The organism is Sporosarcina sp. A2 (assembly GCF_050858885.1).
Lineage (GTDB): Bacteria > Bacillota > Bacilli > Bacillales_A > Planococcaceae > Sporosarcina.
This window is the reverse complement of record NZ_CP193898.1, coordinates 1,199,686-1,220,755: the sequence shown is the minus strand read 5'-3', so window position 1 is coordinate 1,220,755 and position 21,070 is coordinate 1,199,686. Positions and strand designations below refer to the sequence as shown.

25 protein-coding genes are annotated in these 21,070 nt (G+C 40.8%); 1 reads left to right on the top strand and 24 read right to left on the bottom strand.

Annotated features, from left to right (window positions below; translation table 11 throughout):
• Nucleotides 1–116 precede the first annotated feature (116 nt).
• Entirely contained in the window at nt 117–347 is a 231-nt protein-coding gene (locus ACRPI0_RS05960) for a DUF2627 domain-containing protein (protein ID WP_432355383.1), read from the top strand.
• Between the two features lie 50 nt (nt 348–397).
• Here ACRPI0_RS05960 and ACRPI0_RS05955 read toward each other — a convergent pair whose 3' ends face one another.
• The 24 genes from ACRPI0_RS05955 to ACRPI0_RS05840 all read right to left on the bottom strand — a co-directional run bounded on the left by ACRPI0_RS05955 (nt 398) and on the right by ACRPI0_RS05840 (nt 21,065).
• Nucleotides 398–1,129, bottom strand: a complete 732-nt coding sequence (locus tag ACRPI0_RS05955; protein ID WP_432355382.1) for a glycerophosphodiester phosphodiesterase — start codon at nt 1,127–1,129, stop codon at nt 398–400.
• A gap of 27 nt (nt 1,130–1,156) precedes the next feature.
• On the bottom strand, nt 1,157–2,719 hold the full coding sequence (locus tag ACRPI0_RS05950) for a DUF342 domain-containing protein (protein ID WP_432355381.1): 1,563 nt from the start codon (nt 2,717–2,719) through the stop codon (nt 1,157–1,159).
• A gap of 313 nt (nt 2,720–3,032) precedes the next feature.
• A complete protein-coding gene (gene spo0A / locus ACRPI0_RS05945) occupies nt 3,033–3,827 on the bottom strand; it encodes a sporulation transcription factor Spo0A (protein WP_432355380.1) in 795 nt (264 codons plus the stop codon).
• Nucleotides 3,828–4,054: 227 nt separating this feature from the next.
• Nucleotides 4,055–5,029 carry a SpoIVB peptidase S55 domain-containing protein gene (locus ACRPI0_RS05940; protein WP_432355379.1) on the bottom strand — a complete coding sequence of 325 codons (975 nt, stop codon included), beginning with the start codon at nt 5,027–5,029 and terminating at the stop codon, nt 4,055–4,057.
• Between the two features lie 130 nt (nt 5,030–5,159).
• Nucleotides 5,160–6,854 (bottom strand): DNA repair protein RecN, encoded by a 1,695-nt coding sequence (gene recN, locus ACRPI0_RS05935; RefSeq protein WP_432355378.1) that lies wholly within the window; start codon nt 6,852–6,854, stop codon nt 5,160–5,162.
• A gap of 17 nt (nt 6,855–6,871) precedes the next feature.
• Nucleotides 6,872–7,321, bottom strand: coding sequence for a transcriptional regulator AhrC/ArgR (gene ahrC, locus ACRPI0_RS05930; RefSeq protein WP_432355377.1), 450 nt, complete (start codon nt 7,319–7,321; stop codon nt 6,872–6,874).
• A gap of 77 nt (nt 7,322–7,398) precedes the next feature.
• Complete coding sequence (locus tag ACRPI0_RS05925) at nt 7,399–8,220, bottom strand: TlyA family RNA methyltransferase (protein ID WP_432355376.1); 822 nt, start codon at nt 8,218–8,220, stop codon at nt 7,399–7,401.
• The gene (gene dxs / locus ACRPI0_RS05920; RefSeq protein WP_432355375.1) at nt 8,217–10,115 is read right to left on the bottom strand and encodes a 1-deoxy-D-xylulose-5-phosphate synthase; all 1,899 of its coding nucleotides are present in this window, start codon (nt 10,113–10,115) and stop codon (nt 8,217–8,219) included. The genes ACRPI0_RS05925 and dxs overlap by 4 nt, the downstream gene beginning before the upstream one ends.
• Before the next feature lie 96 nt (nt 10,116–10,211).
• Nucleotides 10,212–11,096, bottom strand: coding sequence for a polyprenyl synthetase family protein (locus ACRPI0_RS05915; RefSeq protein WP_432355374.1), 885 nt, complete (start codon nt 11,094–11,096; stop codon nt 10,212–10,214).
• A complete protein-coding gene (locus ACRPI0_RS05910; protein ID WP_432355373.1) occupies nt 11,089–11,331 on the bottom strand; it encodes an exodeoxyribonuclease VII small subunit in 243 nt (80 codons plus the stop codon). The genes ACRPI0_RS05915 and ACRPI0_RS05910 overlap by 8 nt, the downstream gene beginning before the upstream one ends.
• Nucleotide 11,332: 1 nt before the next feature.
• The gene (gene xseA, locus ACRPI0_RS05905) at nt 11,333–12,685 is read right to left on the bottom strand and encodes an exodeoxyribonuclease VII large subunit (protein WP_432355372.1); all 1,353 of its coding nucleotides are present in this window, start codon (nt 12,683–12,685) and stop codon (nt 11,333–11,335) included.
• An 87-nt stretch (nt 12,686–12,772) separates the two neighbouring features.
• Nucleotides 12,773–13,633, bottom strand: coding sequence for a bifunctional methylenetetrahydrofolate dehydrogenase/methenyltetrahydrofolate cyclohydrolase FolD (gene folD / locus ACRPI0_RS05900; RefSeq protein ID WP_432355371.1), 861 nt, complete (start codon nt 13,631–13,633; stop codon nt 12,773–12,775).
• Nucleotides 13,634–13,638: 5 nt separating this feature from the next.
• The gene (gene nusB / locus ACRPI0_RS05895; RefSeq protein WP_432355370.1) at nt 13,639–14,025 is read right to left on the bottom strand and encodes a transcription antitermination factor NusB; all 387 of its coding nucleotides are present in this window, start codon (nt 14,023–14,025) and stop codon (nt 13,639–13,641) included.
• Nucleotides 14,026–14,135: 110 nt separating this feature from the next.
• A complete protein-coding gene (locus ACRPI0_RS05890; RefSeq protein WP_432355369.1) occupies nt 14,136–14,534 on the bottom strand; it encodes an Asp23/Gls24 family envelope stress response protein in 399 nt (132 codons plus the stop codon).
• An 18-nt stretch (nt 14,535–14,552) separates the two neighbouring features.
• Nucleotides 14,553–15,905: an acetyl-CoA carboxylase biotin carboxylase subunit gene (accC, locus tag ACRPI0_RS05885; RefSeq protein ID WP_432355368.1), complete on the bottom strand. Its 1,353-nt coding sequence runs from the start codon at nt 15,903–15,905 to the stop codon at nt 14,553–14,555.
• Between the two features lie 14 nt (nt 15,906–15,919).
• Nucleotides 15,920–16,447, bottom strand: coding sequence for an acetyl-CoA carboxylase biotin carboxyl carrier protein (gene accB / locus ACRPI0_RS05880; protein ID WP_432355367.1), 528 nt, complete (start codon nt 16,445–16,447; stop codon nt 15,920–15,922).
• A gap of 150 nt (nt 16,448–16,597) precedes the next feature.
• The gene (locus ACRPI0_RS05875) at nt 16,598–17,143 is read right to left on the bottom strand and encodes a SpoIIIAH-like family protein (RefSeq protein ID WP_432355366.1); all 546 of its coding nucleotides are present in this window, start codon (nt 17,141–17,143) and stop codon (nt 16,598–16,600) included.
• A complete protein-coding gene (locus ACRPI0_RS05870) occupies nt 17,130–17,561 on the bottom strand; it encodes a cytochrome c oxidase subunit 2A (protein ID WP_432355365.1) in 432 nt (143 codons plus the stop codon). The genes ACRPI0_RS05875 and ACRPI0_RS05870 overlap by 14 nt, the downstream gene beginning before the upstream one ends.
• Before the next feature lie 78 nt (nt 17,562–17,639).
• On the bottom strand, nt 17,640–17,804 hold the full coding sequence (locus ACRPI0_RS05865; protein ID WP_432355364.1) for a hypothetical protein: 165 nt from the start codon (nt 17,802–17,804) through the stop codon (nt 17,640–17,642).
• 5 nt (nt 17,805–17,809) lie between these two features.
• Nucleotides 17,810–18,718, bottom strand: a complete 909-nt coding sequence (locus ACRPI0_RS05860; RefSeq protein ID WP_432355363.1) for a stage III sporulation protein AE — start codon at nt 18,716–18,718, stop codon at nt 17,810–17,812.
• Complete coding sequence (locus ACRPI0_RS05855; RefSeq protein WP_432355362.1) at nt 18,719–19,117, bottom strand: hypothetical protein; 399 nt, start codon at nt 19,115–19,117, stop codon at nt 18,719–18,721.
• On the bottom strand, nt 19,096–19,305 hold the full coding sequence (locus ACRPI0_RS05850; protein WP_432355361.1) for a stage III sporulation protein AC: 210 nt from the start codon (nt 19,303–19,305) through the stop codon (nt 19,096–19,098). The genes ACRPI0_RS05855 and ACRPI0_RS05850 overlap by 22 nt, the downstream gene beginning before the upstream one ends.
• A gap of 123 nt (nt 19,306–19,428) precedes the next feature.
• Nucleotides 19,429–19,986, bottom strand: a complete 558-nt coding sequence (efp, locus tag ACRPI0_RS05845; protein WP_432355360.1) for an elongation factor P — start codon at nt 19,984–19,986, stop codon at nt 19,429–19,431.
• A 20-nt stretch (nt 19,987–20,006) separates the two neighbouring features.
• Nucleotides 20,007–21,065 carry a M24 family metallopeptidase gene (locus tag ACRPI0_RS05840; RefSeq protein ID WP_432355359.1) on the bottom strand — a complete coding sequence of 353 codons (1,059 nt, stop codon included), beginning with the start codon at nt 21,063–21,065 and terminating at the stop codon, nt 20,007–20,009.
• Between the last annotated feature and the right edge of the window lie 5 nt (nt 21,066–21,070).

Sequence of the window (21,070 nt, the reverse complement as noted above, 5' to 3'; positions counted from 1 at the left end):
AATCCCCCTTCATCGTTGTGCAATCTTTTGCATTTCCAATTTCATCATACATCATACTTCGCTTCTTGACAATCTTTCGAGAGCAGGTAAAATTAAAAATGATTGGAGGGGTTTATATGGCCCGTTTAGCTGCGTTCGTAGTACTTATTATACCAGGTATTGCAGCTGCTCTTGGTATTAAACTGATGCGAGATGCATTATTTGGCGTCCTATTTAGCGCATTCCCATACATATGGTTGCAATTTGTTGCAGGGTTTCTGTTACTTGCAATCGGCATAGGCTTTTTTGCTGGTTTTTTGTTCAGACGAGATCAGCGAACAGGTAGAATTCAAAAAAAGAAGAAATAAAAACAGAAGACATGGCGAATTCGCCGAGTCTTCTGTTTTTATTTACTTATTCAACTCAATTGAAAACGATCTGGATAATCAGTAATCCAACCATCTATGAAATCGGGAGGATCTTTGACGAACGCTTCATTTCCGTCAACACCATAAACACGTATGGTTTTCTTTGTTTGGCTCCACATCGACAAATAGGGTTCTTTCATCATTCGTTTGTGGAAGTGAAATGCATCTGCCGACGGATAATCAGTCAGCTCTTTATCCGCCAGCATTGTCTTTTTTAACAGTAATCCAGCTTCCATCGTAGAGTCTATTTGTTTCACCTTTTGAATCAAGTTATAATCGAACGAAGACACGTAAACATTATCAAGTATTGAAATCTGATCTAAGAGCTCAGGTAAGCAATCAGGGTGTTCAGAGATGGTCTCTTTCAGCTCTATATTTAGTCCGATCCCTTCTATAGATGCAAAGGAAACAACTGAAGAAAGAGTTGGGATTTCACTACCGGAAAAACCTCTCAAAAATCGCTTACCGATACGAAGCTGTAGAATTTCTGCGGCATCCAACTCGGCTATCTGTTTATTGACCCCTGATAATCTAGAAAGCTCCGAGTCATGAATCACAAAAAACACCCCATCCTTGGATCGCTGAACGTCCAACTCAATCCCATCAGCGCCATCCTTCACAGCCCCATAAAATGCCTTCATTGTATTCTCAAAGTATTTTCCTGAAGCACCTCTGTGCGCGAATACTTCACGTCGTCCATTTAAGTTGTCACGAACAGACATCGATCAGCCTCCTGAATACATTTTAACTTAGATATTTAATACCCCATCCATCATTTCAAAAACACCTTTTGTAACGGATCCGATAACAGAAGTCTTTGTGCCAATTTGAATCGTTACACCCGGATTCGCTTGATGTGTGATCTCGATTTGCGGAGCAACCGCAGTTTTCATAATCCTTAAGTTTGATTGAATAGCTTGGTCGAGCACAAACGTTTCTTCCCGACTCATATTAAGGGTCTCTTGAATCTTATCGTATGCTTCGCGCTGCGGTCCTATTAGGGAATTTTTTATTTTCTCTAATGGTTCAACGTGTGTTTCTAAACTTAAAATTTGTTTTTGCAAGTTTTTAATGGACTGTGCCATTTTTTGCACATCAAGATGAAGAGCTTCTTTGTCGACCCCTCTTGAAGTTAATAGCGTTGAACGCTCGTGCTGGTTCCCCGCTATTGCACATTCAATTTTGTATGTACCTTCTACGTTTCCACCGATAATCCTGCCCTTATGACGATCCACATAAACGTAGTCTGCCATCACTTCGCAGCCGAGTAAATAGGAGCCAACTTGGACTGTGTGCGCAAACAAGCTACAATCGTTGGCATGCTTAATGAAAATTGTTCCTTTAGCTTCTAAAACAGTTGTTCCCCCACCGAAAATGCCGCCCTGAATATAGATGTCTGCTTGTTCAGATCTCAACTCTTTTGCATTAGTGACGCCCTCTCTTGCACCAACGGAAATATCTCCCGTAGCATTGACACTATACCCAGCTAAAATGGTACCCGTAATAACAACAGTCCCGTCGAACGTGATGGAACCTGTTTCAGGCCCTACATCTCCATTAATGACTAATTGCTTTCCAATCCCTACAATTCCATTTTCAAACTCAAGCACTCCCCCATAACTAGCACGGAGTACAATTTTATCGCCTTCATCGACTTCCTCGATAGACTTTCTATCGTAATACAATTTATTATCTAATCCTTTTTTACCTGGAATTTCGTTTCCGAAGATATCCATTCCTGAAATACCATCTTGCGCAGGGATTTTCTCCCCTAACCAGTCGCCTTTTTTTATAGGGGTTACAAAGTTCATTTCATAATAGTCTGCGGAGCCGTCTTCGCGAATTACAGGTCGCCGTTCTGGAATTTCTATGTAAGTAATAATCGCATCTTCTCCTTGAAGAGGTTGTTTTCCTTCAGCCACGATTATGGATTGTCTTGGTTTGAAAGCATCCCAATGTATTGCATATTGACCGGGTGCAATTCCTTTTTTGTTGAGCGCCTCAGCCACTAAGTTGGGAAGTTCTGCTTTTCGCTCTTCAATTTCATCTATATTTAAATAAATCTCTGCCTCTGCTTTCATTTTATCGGATGACACTATGATTTCGATAGCAGGTGCATAAGTAGCGATCTCTTCTTCATTTCCTTCAGTTGAAAGGGCTCGCCGTAAATCTGGAAAGGATATAATTTTTAATCGAGGTAATTCTTGCGTGATTTTATCAAATGATTTTATTGGAAATCCACTTTTTTTAGTAAGCATAGTTATCGTATTTTCATTACGGGTAAGCACAATGAAATCGTTTTCAAATAACACGTCAGTCACCTCTCCTTACCATCTATTATAAATCTTTGATCATTATAAGAAATAGGCGTTTCGTCTATACTTATTTTACAGGGGTTCTATTTTTTCAATATTTTTGTTCCTTTTCACTCATATCATTCGTCCATACTGATCTGAAGTATAAATAAATAAGGACAGGATCTTCAGAGCCGTCTCTAAGTAGGACATTTTACTTTATTTACATTTCAACGCAAATAAGGAAAATGAACACACAAAAAGACAGGTCATAAACTCCTGTCTCATAGGTAATACTGTATTTGATTTACCCATTTGTCATGGGATTTGGTTAGCTAGCCATATGCTCTAAACGAATCTTGTCAGCGATCATTGCGATGAACTCCGAGTTTGTTGGTTTACTTTTCAGATGATGGACAGTATATCCGAACGTTTTTGAGATTACTTCATAATTTCCGCGATTCCAGGCAACCTCGATGGCGTGTCGGATTGCACGTTCCACTCGAGATGGCGTCGTTTTATACTTCTCAGCAATGTCAGGGTACAAAATCTTAGTCACGGCTCCAAGTAATTCATTGTCATTGTACACCATTTGTATAGCTTCTCGCAGATATGAATACCCTTTAATATGTGCGGGAACACCTATTTCTTTAATGGTTGTTGTTATAGACGTGTCTAGGACTTTCAGTGACACACCCTCTTCTTGCTTTGCAACCGAAATAACAGGTTGTTGTACTGGAGACGTTTTTTGTACACGTGCTGCTTGGAAAACTTGGTTAATGAGTTGTTCAAATTCAAATGGCTTCAACATGAAATAGGACGCCCCTAATCCCGCAGCTTGCGTCATGACATCCTCTTGACCGAATGCTGTTAGCATGATGATTTTTACATCAGAAGTTAGTTCGTTTTGGCGAATATGTTCAAGGACTGCAATACCATCTAGATAGGGCATTATAATATCGAGTAACAGAACATCAGGTATCACTTGATCCATGTTCTCTAAACATAGTTTTCCATTTTGCGCAGTCCATACTACTTCAATTTCAGGATGTTTCTCAAAATATGATGTCATTGTCTTTACAAGCTCTTTGTTATCATCCGCAATTGCGACTTTAATTTTTCCCATTTTAAGTTCCCCCTTGATAGACACAACAGCAAGTCCATCGCTGTAACTCCCTGTCGATTTCTTGCTTACGTGAAATTTCCGACAAAGGTTCAGCATTTCCTTTATTGTATTTGAAAATGATTCCAATGGCGTACGGTTTCTCTTTATTTCGACAGAATTCTTTATTTGTTTACATGTACTTTATAACGAAAAACAGCCAACTCTGAAATCGAGTTGGCTGTTTTTCTCTACTTTGCACCGACTTCTGTCATTTTCCCAAGGAATAGACCGGCTCCTTTTTCAGGTTCGTCTACAAACATATGGGTAACTGCGCCAACAAACTTTCCTTTTTGGATAACTGGACTTCCACTCATCCCCTGTAAAATACCGCCAGTTTTTTCAATTAATCGTTTGTCGGTCAACTTGAACTGAAAAGAATCATGAGACAACTTAGATATTTCAATCGTAAATGATTCAACTTCTGTTCCTTGGATTGTTGTTAAAATTTCTGCTGTCCCTAACGCTAATTCGGTTGGTTGCATAACTTCTAGTGGTTCCGTCAAGACTTCTTTATAAGAAGTATTCCAATCGCCAAAGATTCCATAAACACTATTCGTCAAAATTGACCCGAGTGTTTTTTCCTGATCGATGATTGAAGAAATCTTATAACCGGGCTTTCCTGGTGAACTCTTCTTTATCTGTTCGATTTCCGACAAATAGATGGAACCACTTTCAAATTCCGGTGCACTCTTTAAGGAACTGTCAATGATTTGGTGCCCTAAAGCTCCATACGTACCATCACTTAAATCTACATACGTGAGTGTTCCAGTTCCTTCTGTAGTGTCTTTTAAGAAGGGCAGGGCTCGTTTAAATGACAGTCCGTCCGTTTCTAAGTTAATTACATCTCCATTACGTTGAATGGACACCTGAACAATCCCTTCATTGTTCAAAGACCCCACTTTGTCATGAAGGATTTGCAATGATCCAATGTCAGTATCATCGACACGAACAAGCTGATCACCCGCTTTAAGCGAATTCTTCTTTTCGCTTAATGGTACGTCACTTGTGACAAAAATACCTGCGAGTTCTAATTGGATCCCGATAGAATTCCCCATCGGAATGATGGATCCACTTGTTGCTATAGCTGCAATCGATCCTACGCACATAACGAATACCATAGCAACAGACGACATGAAAAATTTCAGCTGTCTATTCCATTCCATATGTCACCTCCTTCAATTTAAGATTACTGTTAGAGTGTGCGTTCTACAGCTTGTTATGAAAGGGTAAAACATGCAAAGGAGGAATTGAAAAAAGAACACCGGTATGAATCTCCCAATGTTCCAATTTATTCTATAAAGTACTTTTGCGGACTTCTGCGAGCTGTAGTAGTTCATCTGCATGACGCATCGTAAGTGGTGTCACTTCTGCACCTGACAACATTCTGGAAAGTTCACTCGTCCGGTCATCATCTAGAACGTCTTGTATAGATGTTCGGGTTCTTTCATCTGTAACATCTTTTCTGATCAGGTAATGATGATCAGCCATTGCTGCAACTTGAGGAAGATGGGAAATACATAAGACCTGTGAATTCATTGCAACCATTGCAATTTTTTCAGCAATTGCTTGCGCAACTCGTCCACTCACGCCTGTATCAACTTCATCAAAAATTATTGAAGTAATTCCTTGGTGTTTGGAGAAAATCGTCTTTAAAGCAAGCATGACTCGTGACATTTCACCGCCTGAAGCTACTTTTACTAAAGGTTTCATCGGCTCGCCCACATTGGTTGAAATATAAAATGCAACATCGTCGAACCCATTGTAATCAAAAGATCTAGCTTCTTTTCGTTCAATTTTCACTTGGAATTCTGCTTTACCCATATGTAATTGCACCAGCTGATCCATTATTGCAGCTTGCAACATAGACGAAGACTCTTTTCGAATGGCAGAAAGTTCTCCCGCTTCAATTTCTAGATCAGCACGTAAATTTTGTAGTCTTTCCTGCTCTTTTTCGAGACGATCATCCCGATTTAGCAATTCATCTAACCGATCTGCAATTTTATCTCTGTAGAGTAATATTTCTTCGATGGATTGACCATACTTTCGCTTTAATGTTGTAAATAAAGCTAGGCGATCTTCAACAATTTCTAGACGATTCGGATCATACTCCATTTCGTCCAGGATGACTTTAATATCATGTGCGACATCTTGAAGTGAATAAAAACTTTCTCCAGCTGTTTCAGCATACGTTTTTAAGTCTTTATCGACTAAAGCAGCATCTTCTAAATCACTCATTGCAGTACCTAGAAAATCCAAAGCGTGCGAATCCCCTTGTAACGCTTCATAAGCATTATTTAACCTGTCGAACAGACGATGGAAATGCTGAAGTTTAATTCGTTCAGATTCCAACGCCTCCTCTTCACCTATTGCAAGAGAAGCCTCATCGATTTCAGTTAATTGAAAAGAGTACAAGTCAATTCGTTGTGCAATTTGCTGCTCGTTATCAGACGCTAGGCTTAACTTTTTATTTAACTTTACATATTCTTCATACAGTTCACTATAATTGTTCATTGCCAACTTAAAAGATTCTCCAGAGAACGAATCCAACAAATGAATATGACGTTTTTGATGCATTAACTCTTGATTTTCATGTTGTCCATGAATATCAATGAGTTGAGTTCCTATTTCACGAAGAATGGCAATAGTAACCAGTTTACCGTTCACTCTGCATGTTGCTTTGCCGTTATGATTCAGCTCTCTACGTAAGATAATTGTGCCATCTTCTGATTCAATACCGAACTCTTCCAGCTTTTGAAATACAGGATGCTTCAAATCATCAATGGTAAACATCCCTTCAAGTTCAGCCTTCTTGGTACCGTGACGTATGAATTCTACCGAACCTCTGCCTCCAGCAACGAGTTGAACAGCGTCAATGATAATTGACTTACCAGCTCCAGTTTCTCCGGTCAGTACAGTGAGCCCTTCTTCAAAGGATACGTCAAGATCTTCAATTATAGCGAAATTCTTAATGGACAGTTCACTTAACAAGGGACTCTCCCCCTTCCTTACAGCATAGCTAGCAAGCGGTCTTTTACGGAAGTAGCGGCATTCTCATCGCGACATATAATCATACAAGTATCATCACCACAAATAGTTCCAAGCATTTCCGCCCACTCCAGATGATCAATCAGTGATCCAACTGCATGTGCATTACCTGGTAGCGTTTTCAAGATTAAAAAGTGACTCGCACCATCAATACTTACGAACGCATCCGTTAACATCCGATGTAATTTACTCGCAATATTAAATTGAGGATTCGCAGGCAAACTATACTTATATCTGCCGTCAGGCAATGGAGTTTTGAATAAGTGCAACTCTTTAATATCTCTGGAAACCGTAGCTTGCGTCACATCTACTCCTGAACCCTTCAATGTGTCTACGAGCTGATCTTGTGTTTCGATGGCTTGAGACGTAATAATTTCGCGTATGCGAAGATGACGTTGGCCTTTATTCATGTCCATCACTCCCTGCATATCATTTGTATGTAAAAAGAAAGGGAATACACCTTTATACAGATGATTCCCTTTTTCTCTTACGTTAATTCTGAATGTGCTTGTTTTGCCAGTACAGAAAAATCTTTTTCAGTGAAGTTCGTAGTAGGTTCATCCTCAGTAACAAGGTGGAATAGGAATTCAATATTTCCTTCCCCTCCAGTAACAGGGGAGTAAGTCATGTTGCGTAGACTGAAGCCTTCACTGGAAGCAAAACCAGCAACTTTCTGAAGAACTTCTTTATGAATAGCGACATCACGAACAATCCCTTTTTTACCTACATTTTCTTTACCTGCTTCAAACTGCGGCTTTACTAATGCCAAAACATCTCCACCTGGGATCAGTATTTTCTTTAATGGTGGTAAAATCAACGCTAACGATATGAAAGATACATCGATTGTCGCAAAATCAGGTAAGCCTTCTGCAAACATATCCGGTGTCGCATAGCGGAAGTTACATTGCTCCATAACTGTAACGCGTTCGTCAGACCGGATTTTCCATGCTAGCTGATTTGTCCCGACATCTAATGCATAGCAATGTTTTGCGCCATTTTGTAGTGCGCAATCCGTAAAACCACCTGTTGAAGATCCAATATCGAGCATTATCCGATCCTCAACCAAGACTTCAAACTGTTCCAATGCCTTTTCCAATTTCAAGCCTCCACGGCTTACATATTTCAATGTAGAACCTTTGACTTGTAGTGGTAAGGAGGATTTAATCTTTTCTCCTGGCTTATCCATTCTCGTCTCATTTGAATAGACAATGCCTGCCATGATGGAGCGTTTCGCTTGTTCTCTCGTCTCAACAAGTCCACGTTGAACGAGTAATACATCTACTCGTTCTTTAGGATCTAAATTCGTCATTGGATTTCCTTCTTACGACTGGTTGCAATAATTGCATCTGCTGTTAAATCAGCAAGTCCAACTGGTGTCATTCCAATTTCAGCAAGTAACGCATCAACATCGCCATGCTCAATGAAGTGATCTGGAATTCCCATTCTGTAAATCGGAGCGCTTACTCCAGAATCGTGTGCATACTCAAGAACTGCACTTCCGAATCCACCTGCAAGAACTGCTTCTTCTAAAGTAATAATCGGTTTGCCAGCAGCAAAGAGTTCATCCAACATTTCAAAATCAAGTGGTTTTATAAATCTTGCATTTACAATACCCACAGAAATTCCGCGCTCTGCTAAAATTTCGGCAGCTTCATAAGCCATTGGAATCGTTGTTCCGAATGTTAATATAGTTGCGTCCTGTCCTTCTGTTAACCGCTCCCATTTGCCGATAGGCAAGACTTTAAGTTCTTCGTCCATAGGGATTCCAAATCCGTTACCACGAGGGTAGCGCATAGCGATTGGTCCATCATCGTAAGCTAATGCTGTATTGACCATATGTTGGCCCTCATTTTCATCTTTAGGCATCATGATGACCATGTTCGGTATATGGCGCAAGAAGGCAATATCGAAAACACCTTGATGCGTTTCTCCGTCAGCTCCTACCAAACCGGCACGGTCAATACCGATGAATACATTTAAGTTCTGACGTGCTATATCGTGAACAACTTGGTCATAAGCCCGTTGCAGGAATGTCGAGTAGATTGATAAGAACGGTTTCATACCTTGCGTTGCCATACCAGCTGCCATAGTTGTTGCGTGTTGTTCTGCAATACCGACATCGTAAAAACGATCCGGGAATTCCGCTGAAATTGCTTCTAGCTTCGAGCCCACCGGCATCGCTGGTGTAATCGTTGCAACACGTCGATCGTCTCTCGCAATTCGAGCTACGGTAGCTGCAACCAAACCACTCCATGAAGGGCCTTTAGCAGGTGATTTCACAAAGTCGCCTGTTTCGATTTTGTATGGACCCGTCCCATGCCAAGTACCGATCTTGTCATTTTCAGCAGGATGGTATCCCTTACCTTTTTTCGTAATGACGTGAAGAAGAACAGGTCCATCCATTTTCTTCGCATATAGCAGATTTCGTTCCAGCTCATTGAAATCATGTCCATCAATTGGACCTAAATAAGTAAAGCCAAGTTCCTCAAAGAAGACACCGGAGACAACTAGATATTTCAAGCTATCTTTAAGTCGTTCTGCTAGAGAAGCCATTTTGCCACCAACTGCTGGGATCCTCTTGATCAATTCTTCGACGTCATCTTTAACGCTGTTGTACTTACCAGCTGTACGAAGTTTACCTAAGATAGAGTGTAGAGCACCAACGTTCGGTGCAATTGACATTTCGTTATCATTCAAAATGACTATCATGTTCGTTTGTTGACTACCAATATGATTCAGTGCTTCAAGTGCCATACCACCCGTCAATGCACCATCACCAATAATTGGAATCACGTAATTATCTTCACCTTTTATATCACGCGCTGCTGCCATACCCATCGCTGCAGATAACGATGTGGAACTGTGTCCAGTTTCCCAGACATCATGTTCACTTTCCGCCATTTTAGGGAATCCGCTTAATCCTTTGTATTTACGCAGTGTATCAAAATCACCTGCACGTCCAGTTAAAATCTTATGCACATATGCTTGATGTCCGACATCCCATATGAATTTGTCCTGTGGACTGTTAAAAAACTTGTGAAGTGCAATTGTTAACTCCACAACACCTAAATTCGGTCCAATATGACCACCCGTTACAGAACATTTGTTAATTAGAAATTTCCTGATATCTGTCGCGAGCTCTTTCATCTCTTCTAGGTTTAAGTTTTTTATATCCGATGGACTGCTGATCTTTGTAAGATCCATCTCTATCACACACCTTCATAAGTTAATACTGCTGTTTCAATCATTTTTCTTAGTATATCAACAATCCACTAAACAGTACCATCTAGACGCCTTGCTTTATGCGTTTCGATCGATGATATAGTCTCCGATTTGCGCTAGTAAAGAATTCGACAAGTCGATTGCTTCTAGTGCTTCCATAGCTTTTCCATGATGATCTGCAAGCTTGGATTGAGCACCCTCAAGACCAAGCAGTGCAGGATATGTGCTCTTCTCACTAGCTGTGTCCTTGTTGGCAGTTTTGCCTAGTTGCTCGCTAGACGCTGTGACGTCCAAAATGTCATCTTTAATTTGGAAAGCAAGTCCGATATTACTTGAAAATACTCTAAGACTTTCCATCTGTGTTTTTGAAGCACCCGCTAATAACGCACCTGATTCAATACAACTCGCAAGCAATGCGCCTGTTTTATGAACGTGTACCTGCTCAAGTTCCGAAAGGGATAGTTGTTTTCGTTCCCCTTCCATATCAAGAATTTGGCCACCCACCATACCAGCAGCACCTGAAGCTTTACTGACAACCTTCAAAATCTCAAGGATTGTAGCTGGCGCTGTATGCTGAAGTGAGGCAAGTTCTTCAAATGCAAGAGTTTGGAGTGCATCAGCTGCAAGAACAGCCGTTGCCTCACCGTATACTATATGATTAGTAGGATTACCACGTCTGAAGTCATCGTCATCCATACAAGGTAAATCATCATGTATGAGCGAATACGTATGTATTAACTCAATAGCACTTGCTACCTGAATTGCATCCTCTGAACGCGCCTGTAAATCTTCAAGTACGGCAAGAACAAGAAGTGGTCGTATTCTCTTCCCACCAGCATTGACAGAGTAGGCCATCGATTCTCGAAGGGTCTCCGGATAGTTTTTTTCTTCAAAGAGTTTAGTGAAATGCGTATGTAAAAGAGGGATTTTCTTTGACATGAAAGATTGTAGAGGTTCACTCACTAGTTTCCACTCCTTTCGTAACATCCATTGATGAACGTTCGCCATCTTTGTCTACGATTGAAACAAGTTGTTTCTCTGCATTTTGTAGCTTTTGTTGGCAGAACGTAGAAAGTTCCATCCCTTTTTTGTATAAAGTAATGGAGTCTTCGAGTTGAACATCACCTGTTTCAAGTTGTTGTACGATTTTTTCAAGTTCCAACATCGCTTCTTCAAATTTCATAGTTTCAGTTTCCAAGTCACGACTCCTCCTTTAAAGGTACAATTGAACGGATCTCTGCAGTTGCTGTTCCATCCTGCAGGTTAATTTCAACAGAATCACCAGGGCTCAATGCATTTGCAGTTTTTATGACTTCATCATTTTTATACACAATAGAAAACCCTCGTTCCATCACACTTAACGGATTTAAAGCTTGCATCATCCGAATGCCGGTCAAAAAACGATCACGTTTAGTACCTAATGATTGACGAATGGATCGGTCCAAGCGTTCTTCTAAAACATTGGTGTCTTTTAGACGTTGCTGTAAGTTAAGAACAGGTGAAACATAATTCAATCTCACATTAGTTTGAGTAAACAATTGTGATTGCCGATACAGTAAATCTTGCGTACCGCGATGTAGACGCTCTTCAAGAGCTACCTGTTTTTCAATAAAGGGACGATAAAGACGATCGGGATAAGCAAATGGATATGCTCCCGTTAATCGATCTAAGTGCTTTTGTTCTTGCACAAGTCTTGTTGCGAGAAACCTGTAAATTACTCGCTTGCGATCTAATATTCGTCCAGATAACTCCTCTTTGGCAGGCACTGCAAGTTCTGCAGCTGCTGTAGGCGTAGGTGCACGATGGTCTGCCACAAAATCTGCAATCGTTGTATCTGTTTCGTGACCAACTGCGCTAATTGTAGGGATGCGACAAGAGAAAATTGCCCGAGCAACTGCTTCTTCGTTAAATGCCCATAAGTCTTCGATAGAGCCGCCACCTCTACCAATTATAAGGACGTCTATATCCCCTGCCTGATCCGCTTGAGAAATCGCCTGCACAATAGAAGGTACAGCTTGTGTTCCTTGAACAGCTGCAGGGAACAAAACAATTTCAGCCATTGGAAACCTTCGACCAATCGTCGAGCAAATGTCTTGGAATGCAGCGCCAGATTTAGCGGTGATTACACCAACTTTCTTTGGTATCCAAGGCAATTGTTGCTTCCATTGCACATCAAATAACCCTTCTTTGCTGAGTTGTTCTTTTAGTTGTTCGTACGCAAGGAAAAGTGCTCCAATTCCATCTGGTTCCATTGTTTGAACATATAGCTGATACTGCCCACTGCTTTCATATACATTTATATCCCCTGAAATGAGTACATTCATGCCACTTTCAGGTTTGAATTTCAAATTCGAAGCATTTCCACGGAACATGGCTGCTTGAATTCTGCTTTTATCATCTTTTAGTGTGAAATAAATATGCCCACTCGGATGTATTTTGACATTCGATAACTCACCTTTAATGTAGACATTTCGTAAGTGTGGATCCGCATCAAATTTTCTTTTTATATATTTCGTGACGGCTTGTACGGTTAAGTATGGATTACCTGACAACGAACTCCCCTCCCGCGAATAAAAAGCTGTCTCTCCAAAGCAAGAAACAGCGTTGTTAAATTCTATGTAACGGACCATGCCGTTTTATTAAATATAATTACTGCACGTAAATTGAGCGCTCTTCAAAGTGTTTCTAAGTAACATGGTGACAGTCATCGGACCTACACCACCGGGTACAGGTGTGATAGCATATGCTTTCTCTTTTACAGTTTCGAAGTCCACGTCTCCACAAAGCTTTCCATTTTCATCTCGGTTCATACCGACATCTATTACGGTTGCACCTTCTTTTATATGATCGGCGGTTATGTACTTCGCATGACCAATCGCTACAATTAGAATATCCGCCTGTCGAGTGAAATCTTCAAGGTGCTCGGTTTTAGAGTGACAATACGTAACAGTTGCATCTTTTTGTAGCAGCAATTGTCCCATCGGTTTCCCGACAATGTTACTTCGCCCAACAATGACCGCATGCTTTCCAGATATTTCCGTACCAGTTTGTTCGAGCAATTCCATAATTCCTGAAGGTGTGCAAGATACAAACGAGGTTTGTCCGATAATCATTTTCCCAACGTTCTCAGGATGAAAACCGTCCACATCTTTTTTGGGGGAGATGGATTGAATCACTTTATTTTCATCAATATGAGGAGGCAATGGTAATTGGACGAGGATTCCATGAATTGTAGGATCTTCATTCAATCGATTAACCGTATCAAGTAACTCTTTTTGACTAACAGTAATCGGCAACACAACCAGTTCCGATTTCATACCAACTGCTTTACTGGATTTCTCCTTATTACTAACATATGTACGCGATGCTTGGTCTTCTCCTACGAGAACAACAGCGAGACCTGGACGACATCCTCTTTCGATGAGTCGTTCCACGTCTATTTTAATCTCTTTACGAATCTTTTCACCAATCGCTTTTCCATCTATAATTATACTTGACAAAAGCTTCACATCCTTTGTTGTTCAAATTTAGAAAGCACGCCATTGACAAAACGTCCTGATTTTTCATCTCCAAATGTTTTACAAAGCTCAATTGCCTCGTTCACTGCCACTTTGTGTGGAACGTCTTCGTTATATAGCAATTCAAATACAGCTAATCTTAGCACTGTCCGCTCAATTTTAGGTAACCGATCTAAAGACCAATTTTCTAATTTCCCCGTAAGCACTTCGTCAATTGCTTGCTGATTCTCACGAGTTCCTGTTACAAGCATTTCATAAAAGGCATCAATCGGCCCTTCAGTAATATAGCTGATTGCCTCTTCTACAGGCAATGTCGTTCCATCAAGTTGAAAAAGGGTCTGGACTGCTTTTTCTCTCGCTTCTCTTCGTTTCATACAATTTGTCTCCTTCATCACTGGTTCGTTTAGGCTTTATCATAGCACAAATGCTGTATGAAGATACAGTCACAATTGAGAAAAGCATCATCCGAAGATGATGCTTTTCTTCATTCTGTCACTGAATTCACTTCAGAACGGATTCCGGTAACATGTACATTGACTTCCCCAGTTTCAATGAAGGTCATCAGATAAACTGCTTCCTTAATCTTTTTCTGAACGTTTGCAGCCACTTGTGGGATAATTTCGCCCTCTTCTGCAACACAAAAAACGTCAATGTTCAACTGGTTATTCACCCAATTAGTTTTCACGCCTTTGCCATGCATGACTTTACCTAGTTTTTCAGCAACACCTGTTGCAAAGTTACCTGAAGTCATCGCAATGCCTTGAACTTCAGAAGTGGCAATTCCGATAATGACTTCTAACACTTCTGGAGCGAGCTCGATACGTCCAAGACTCTCATTTAAAGAGGAGTTTGCTTCAAAAAACGAATTCGTTTTTTCTGCCATTCTAGCACGCCTCCTTTCTTACTTTGAATTCATAATATCATATTTCTCAAGAAACTTAGTATCGAAGTCTCCTGACTTAAATACATCATTATTCATGAGGTTATAGTGGAATGGAATGGTTGTCTTCACACCTTCTACAACAAATTCATCTAATGCTCGTTTCATACGTGCTACCGCTTCTTCACGAGTGTCTGCATGAACAATCAGTTTCGCTACCATTGAATCGTAAAACGGTGGAATCTTATATCCAGGATAGACTGCTGAATCGACCCGAACCCCGTTACCGCCTGGAGCTAAGTACATTTCTACAGTTCCTGGTGAAGGCATAAAATTCTTCTCCGGATTTTCCGCATTAATGCGGCATTCAATCGACCAGCCATTGATTTTAATGTCTTTCTGTTTGAACGGTAGTTTTTCTCCAGCAGCAACTTTCAACTGTTGGTGAATGAGGTCAATGCCCGTAATCATTTCTGTCACTGGGTGCTCTACTTGGATACGTGTATTCATCTCCATGAAGTAGAACTTTTGATTGATATGATCGAAGATAAATTCAACCGTGCCCGCGCCTCTATAGTTAACAGCTTCTGCCGCTTTCACTGCAGCTTGTCCCATTTCCTTACGTAGTTCAGGTGTAAGTGCAGGAGATGGTGCTTCCTCCACTAACTTCTGCATACGTCGTTGAATGGAACAATCGCGTTCGCCAAGGTGAACTGTATTGCCATGCTTATCCGCTAATACTTGGATTTCAACATGACGGAAGATTTCGATGAACTTTTCAAGATAAACTCCCGGGTTACCAAATGCAGCCGCAGCTTCTTTTTGAGTAACTTTGATGCCCTTTTTGAGTTCTTCAGGATCCCGAGCTACGCGAATCCCCTTACCTCCGCCGCCAGCAGTTGCTTTGATAATAACGGGGAAACCGATTTGCTCTGCAACCGTAAGCGCTTCCTCTTCATCGGCAACTAGACCGTCAGAACCTGGAACAATTGGAACACCAGCTAGACGCATCGTTTCACGAGCTACATCTTTCGTTCCCATACGTGCAATCGCATCCGAAGTAGGACCGATAAATTCAATATTCACTTCTTCACACATTTCAGCGAAGCTTGCGTTTTCTGCCAGGAACCCGTATCCAGGGTGGATACCGTCGCAGCCCGTCATTTTTGCAACGCTTATAATATTTGAGAAGTTTAAGTAACTGTCTTTTGAGAGTTTGGGTCCGATGCAAAATGCTTCATCGGCAATTTTGACATGCAATGCATCTCGATCAGCTTCAGAGTATACTGCAACTGTCTGAAGATCGAGTTCTTTACACGCACGGATAATGCGAACTGCAATTTCTCCACGATTCGCGATTAGGATTTTTTTCATCGTCCATTCCCCCTTCAATTTTCTTTTACAAGGAAAAGAGGCTGTCCGTACTCGACGAGTTGGCCATCTTTGACAAGAATTTCAACAATTTCACCCGAAACTTCTGCTTCAATCTCATTAAATAATTTCATAGCTTCTACGATACAAACAACATCTTCAGTGCCGACTTTTTGTCCAACTTGAACAAAAGCAGCTGATTCTGGAGAAGAAGACTTATAGAACGTACCCACCATAGGGGATACAATGCTTTTAAGTGATGCATCTACAGTCTTCTCTACTGGTACAGAAGCTGCTACTGGAGCCGCCACTTCTACTGGTGCTTCCATTTTTGCAGGTGCCGTTTGTGTTACGACTTGCGCACCAGATGTAGAATCTTGAACGTCTGGTAGTGAAGTTTGAACGTCAACTGGTGTTGCAGAAGCTACACTTCCACTGCTTTTAACAATTTTAATTTTCGCGCCCTCTGCTTCATACGTAAATTTGTCAATTGAAGATTGATCAATAAGTTTAATGATTTCCCTAATTTCCTGAATCTTTAACATGAATGATTCTCCTGACTCCATAAAGTTTTGTTTTACACCCTCATCCTCTATAGTAGACGTTTTTTACGGATTTTGAAATAGTTAACCCCCATTTCACCGCTAAAAATCTTTAAATAGAAAAAAAGACCCGCATATTGGGCCTTTAACGGATCATTCATTCCCTTTGAAATCTACTTGTACCTTCTTTGCATCATCCCAACTTGCTAGAACATATTGTGTGATTTCATCTGCCAATTTAGCAGAGTGACCTTCAGTTGAAAGCACAGTCACCTTGACTTCTCCATCTTCAGTTCGTACGAAAGCTTCAGGATAGCCAAGTGCCTTGATTTGCAATTCTAACAAAGCCTCTGCGGAATCACGTTTGTTCAATTCAGCCATTTCATCGAATGCCTCGTTTTTCTCTTCAGCTGTATAGTCAGGGGATGTCATCTTCGCATTCAGTTGTTCCGACATTTTACTACGCTCATCACGGACAGTCATCCGCATTTCTTCAAATAGGTACGATGTTGCGAATACTGGAGTTTGTTTATCAGAAGCACCTTTTTTAGGTACATCCGCAGTTTCAGTTAGATCACTTGAAAAGATGGAAATCCCGTCAAATGGCATAGGTGCTTTTTCCTTAATATAGTAAATCGAGATAACTGCAACCAAGCTCATTAGTGTTAAAAACCAGACAGTACGTTTATTTGTTCTCATCAAAGTTCCCCCTTTTGGTCATTTCCACGATAACGATTCGATGCGCTGGTAGTTGAAGAACAGAAGAAAGTATTCTGGTGAGTTCAGATTTCAGACCTGGCTCTCCAGCTCCTTCAGCTACAACAAGTAAACCTGTTACTTCTTGTGTGTCCAGATCTGCTGACTTTGTAAAGTAGTCGGAAAGCGGTGATTGCTCTTTTGCTTCCTTAGGTGGATGAAGGTAAACGGATACTTCCCCCACTCCGTCAATCATTCTCAACGCTGATTCGAGTGCTGCTACATCTGTGTATCCCTCCTTTTCACTACTCTTTCCAGACTTGGCCTCCTCTGAACTCCAAGGAGGATTGAGTAAGATGAATACGAGAACTGTGATTGCTAAAAATAGAATCACTTGCATTTTCCCAGTCGGTTTCTGCATGTTATCACCATTCCATATGTCTGTATAAGACCGGGGGCCTGTTCATCTATGAAGCAATGTATGCTCAAAATCTTAATTCTATAACCTGAGAAATGAAAAGATATTCACAAGAAGCCACATACCCGCTGCAAGTTTAGCCAATTGGCCGAATTCTTCCTTTCTCGATTCAGGTAAGATCATAGACAGAACCCCCGAAAGAACCGAAATCAGAACGACTCCTATTAAAAACTCGTCATCTGACATTCCTCCTAACTCGTCAACAGTTTTATATAGACCATGAAAAACAAAACGGTATAAACAAAAGCGAAAATCAATAAAAAGGTAATTGCGCATAAAACAAATAAGGAACGTCCGATATCATCCAACACATCTGATAATTCCATTGAAGTGAACGGCTCAATGAGTGCTGCACACCATCGATATAAAAAAGCTAACAACAGTGTTTGAATCACTGGAAGAAGAGCGATCCCCCATAACGTGACGAGCAACCAACCTCCTACCATGAATCCCGCTCCTGAGGAATACCGTCCGAGCGCACCCATACTATCAGTAACGAGCGAACCAACAAATGGAATGTTTTGTCTGATCAATTCTTTTAAAGGTTCACTAGTTGTCTCGGAAATCCCCCAAGTGAGCGCGCCACCTGCGGTTATAAAAATTGAATAGGCTGCAACTATTGAGGAAACTGTAGCGAGTAACGTAGTTCTTAGCATGTCCGACAATTTAGAGTATGAAATGATCGGGTTTAATCGGGTGACAATATCAAATAGCAAAGCGGTTGTCACTAAAGGCAATAGGAGCCGATCCGCGAAAAAAACTGCGCCATTTGCAAATAGCAGAAGTGCTGGCTGGAAATTAATGAGACTTAATGCATTTCCCGATATCACCATTCCAGCTGTCAAAATCGGATAACTCGTAATAAATAGCAGTGCAATCGATTTCATAAGCTTCTGAATTAGTAAGAGCTGCTCAAAAGCGGGACGTAAAACGACTAATGTGATAACGATGAAAACCAATTGCTTCGTCCAATTTGCAAACGTGGGGAATAGATAATTTAGGATAGTAGCGAGCAACGCTACGATTATCACGACAACGAAGCTATATAGCAAACCACTTATGAGCGAGTGAATAAAATCGAGTATGATGATCATCCCCATTTACGGCGATATAAGCGTTGTGAGTGTTTGTATAAGATTTACTAGCTCTGGCAGCCAGAGGGAAAGAATGGTGAGTTTGACGACAAAGTGTGCTAAGTTTGCAAATGATGCATATCCCGATTCTGAGATGTGACTCGTAATCGATTCTGAAATGAAAAACAGCATTGCACTCATTAATAAAAGTTTCCCATAGGGCTCAGGTACGGCACGAAAAATCCTACTCAACTTCTCAATGAACGGCAGTAATATGGTGACAATTACATAAGCAAAAACAAACAGATATAAAGCGCTGTACAGGATCGGATGCAACTGAGGGACGACGAACCGAATCATGAGAAGTAATAGGAAAACCGCTAACACTTGAAAAAGAAATGCCATTACATCGCCAACGAGAGCCATTGGAAGAACTCGGAAATCTCAGTGAAAAAAATCTTTAAAAAGCGAATCATTTCTATCGCTATATACAAGTAGGCAATGAAAAATAGAAAAAACGAGAATTCCTTTTTACCTGTTTGTTCGAAAAAGATATGCAAACATCCGATAACCAGTCCGATGCCGGCAATCCTTAGTAGATCATTCAGTTCCATCCGGCAATCCTCCTCTTGAAACACTATACGCACACACTTCAAACAATATGAAAAACGCTTGACCATTCGTTTGAATGGTCAAGCGTTTTAATTGGTCTATTTATGATGAAAGAAGTTGCAAGATTATGCGCGAGAAACGTACTCGCCTTCGTCAGTATTGATGATCAATTTGTCACCGATATTTACGAAGAAAGGAACTTGTACAGTTAGACCTGTTTCAAGTTTCGCTGGCTTAGAGCCACCGCTTGCTGTATCGCCTTTAATACCTGGCTCTGTCTCAGCTACTTCAAGAGTTACAGTTGCTGGTACTTCTACACCAAGAACTTCTTCTTTGTACTGAATTACATGGACTTCCATGTTTTCTCTCAAATAATTCAATTCTTCTTTGATTTGCTTTGTAGGCAATTCAATTTGTTCGAACGTTTCATTATCCATGAAGACATGGTCATCTCCATTAGCATATAGGTATTGCATACGTTTATTATCAATTTGAGCTTTCGCAACTTTTTCTCCAGCTCGGAAAGTTTTCTCATTCACGTTACCTGAGCGCAAGTTACGTAATTTTGAACGTACAAATGCAGCGCCTTTACCTGGTTTAACGTGTTGGAATTCCATAACGCGCCAAATATCGCCGTCTACTTCAATTGTTAATCCTGTTTTAAAATCGTTTACTGAAATCATTGTGTTTCCTCCAATAGTAATTATAAAATTTGCAGTTCTTTTGTACTGTGTGTCAGCCGTTCGCACCCATTCTCTGTAATCACGAGATCGTCTTCGATTCGAACGCCTCCGATACCTGGCAAGTAAATTCCCGGCTCCGCTGTAACGGTCATGTTAGGTTCGAGAATCGTTTCTGAACGGAACGACAGACCAGGAGATTCGTGAACTTCCAGACCTATTCCGTGACCTGTTGAATGGCCGAATGCCTCACCGTACCCTTTTGAAGCAATGTAATCCCGTGCAATCGCATCCGCTTGAATGCCGGTCATCCCTGGCTTAATGCCTTCAACTGCAAGTTCTTGTGCAGCAAGAGTAATCTCGTAGATTCCCCGCATCTTTTCCGAAGGTTCACCGACAGCAACTGTTCGCGTTATGTCTGAGATATACCCATTATACAACGCACCATAATCCAATGTCACGAGTTCTCCGGATTGAATTTTTTTATCTGTCGCAACACCATGCGGAAGTGCGCCACGAATGCCTGATGCAACAATGGTATCGAATGAGCTTGAAGTGGCTCCTTGCTTACGCATAAAGAACTCCAATTCGTTTGAAACTTCAAGTTCAGTCATACCTGCTTTAATGAATCCACAAATATGAGTAAAGGCATCATCGGCGATTTTAGCAGCTTTCTTCAACACTTCCAACTCTTCAGAAGTCTTGATCATCCGTAATTTCTCAACAAGACCTGCAGTTGGGAAAAGCTCTGCAGACACGTTACTTTTGTACAACTCATACATACCGAATGTTAAGTCTTCTTTTTCAAATCCTAAACGTTTGATTTTCATCTGCTCAACTTGTTGTGCAACCTCTTCGATAATCGTTTTTTCGTGTTGGACAATGCGGAAATCTTTAATTTGTGCAACCGCTTGTTCCATATATCTAAAATCCGTGATAAACACAGCATCCTCTTGAGAAATGATAGCTACACCTGCAGTTCCCGTAAATCCTGTCATATACCTGCGGTTATATCCGTTTGTTATAAAGAGTGCATCAATTTCCTTTTCAGTCAGTAAGTTTCTTAGTTTTGTCAGTTTCATATCTA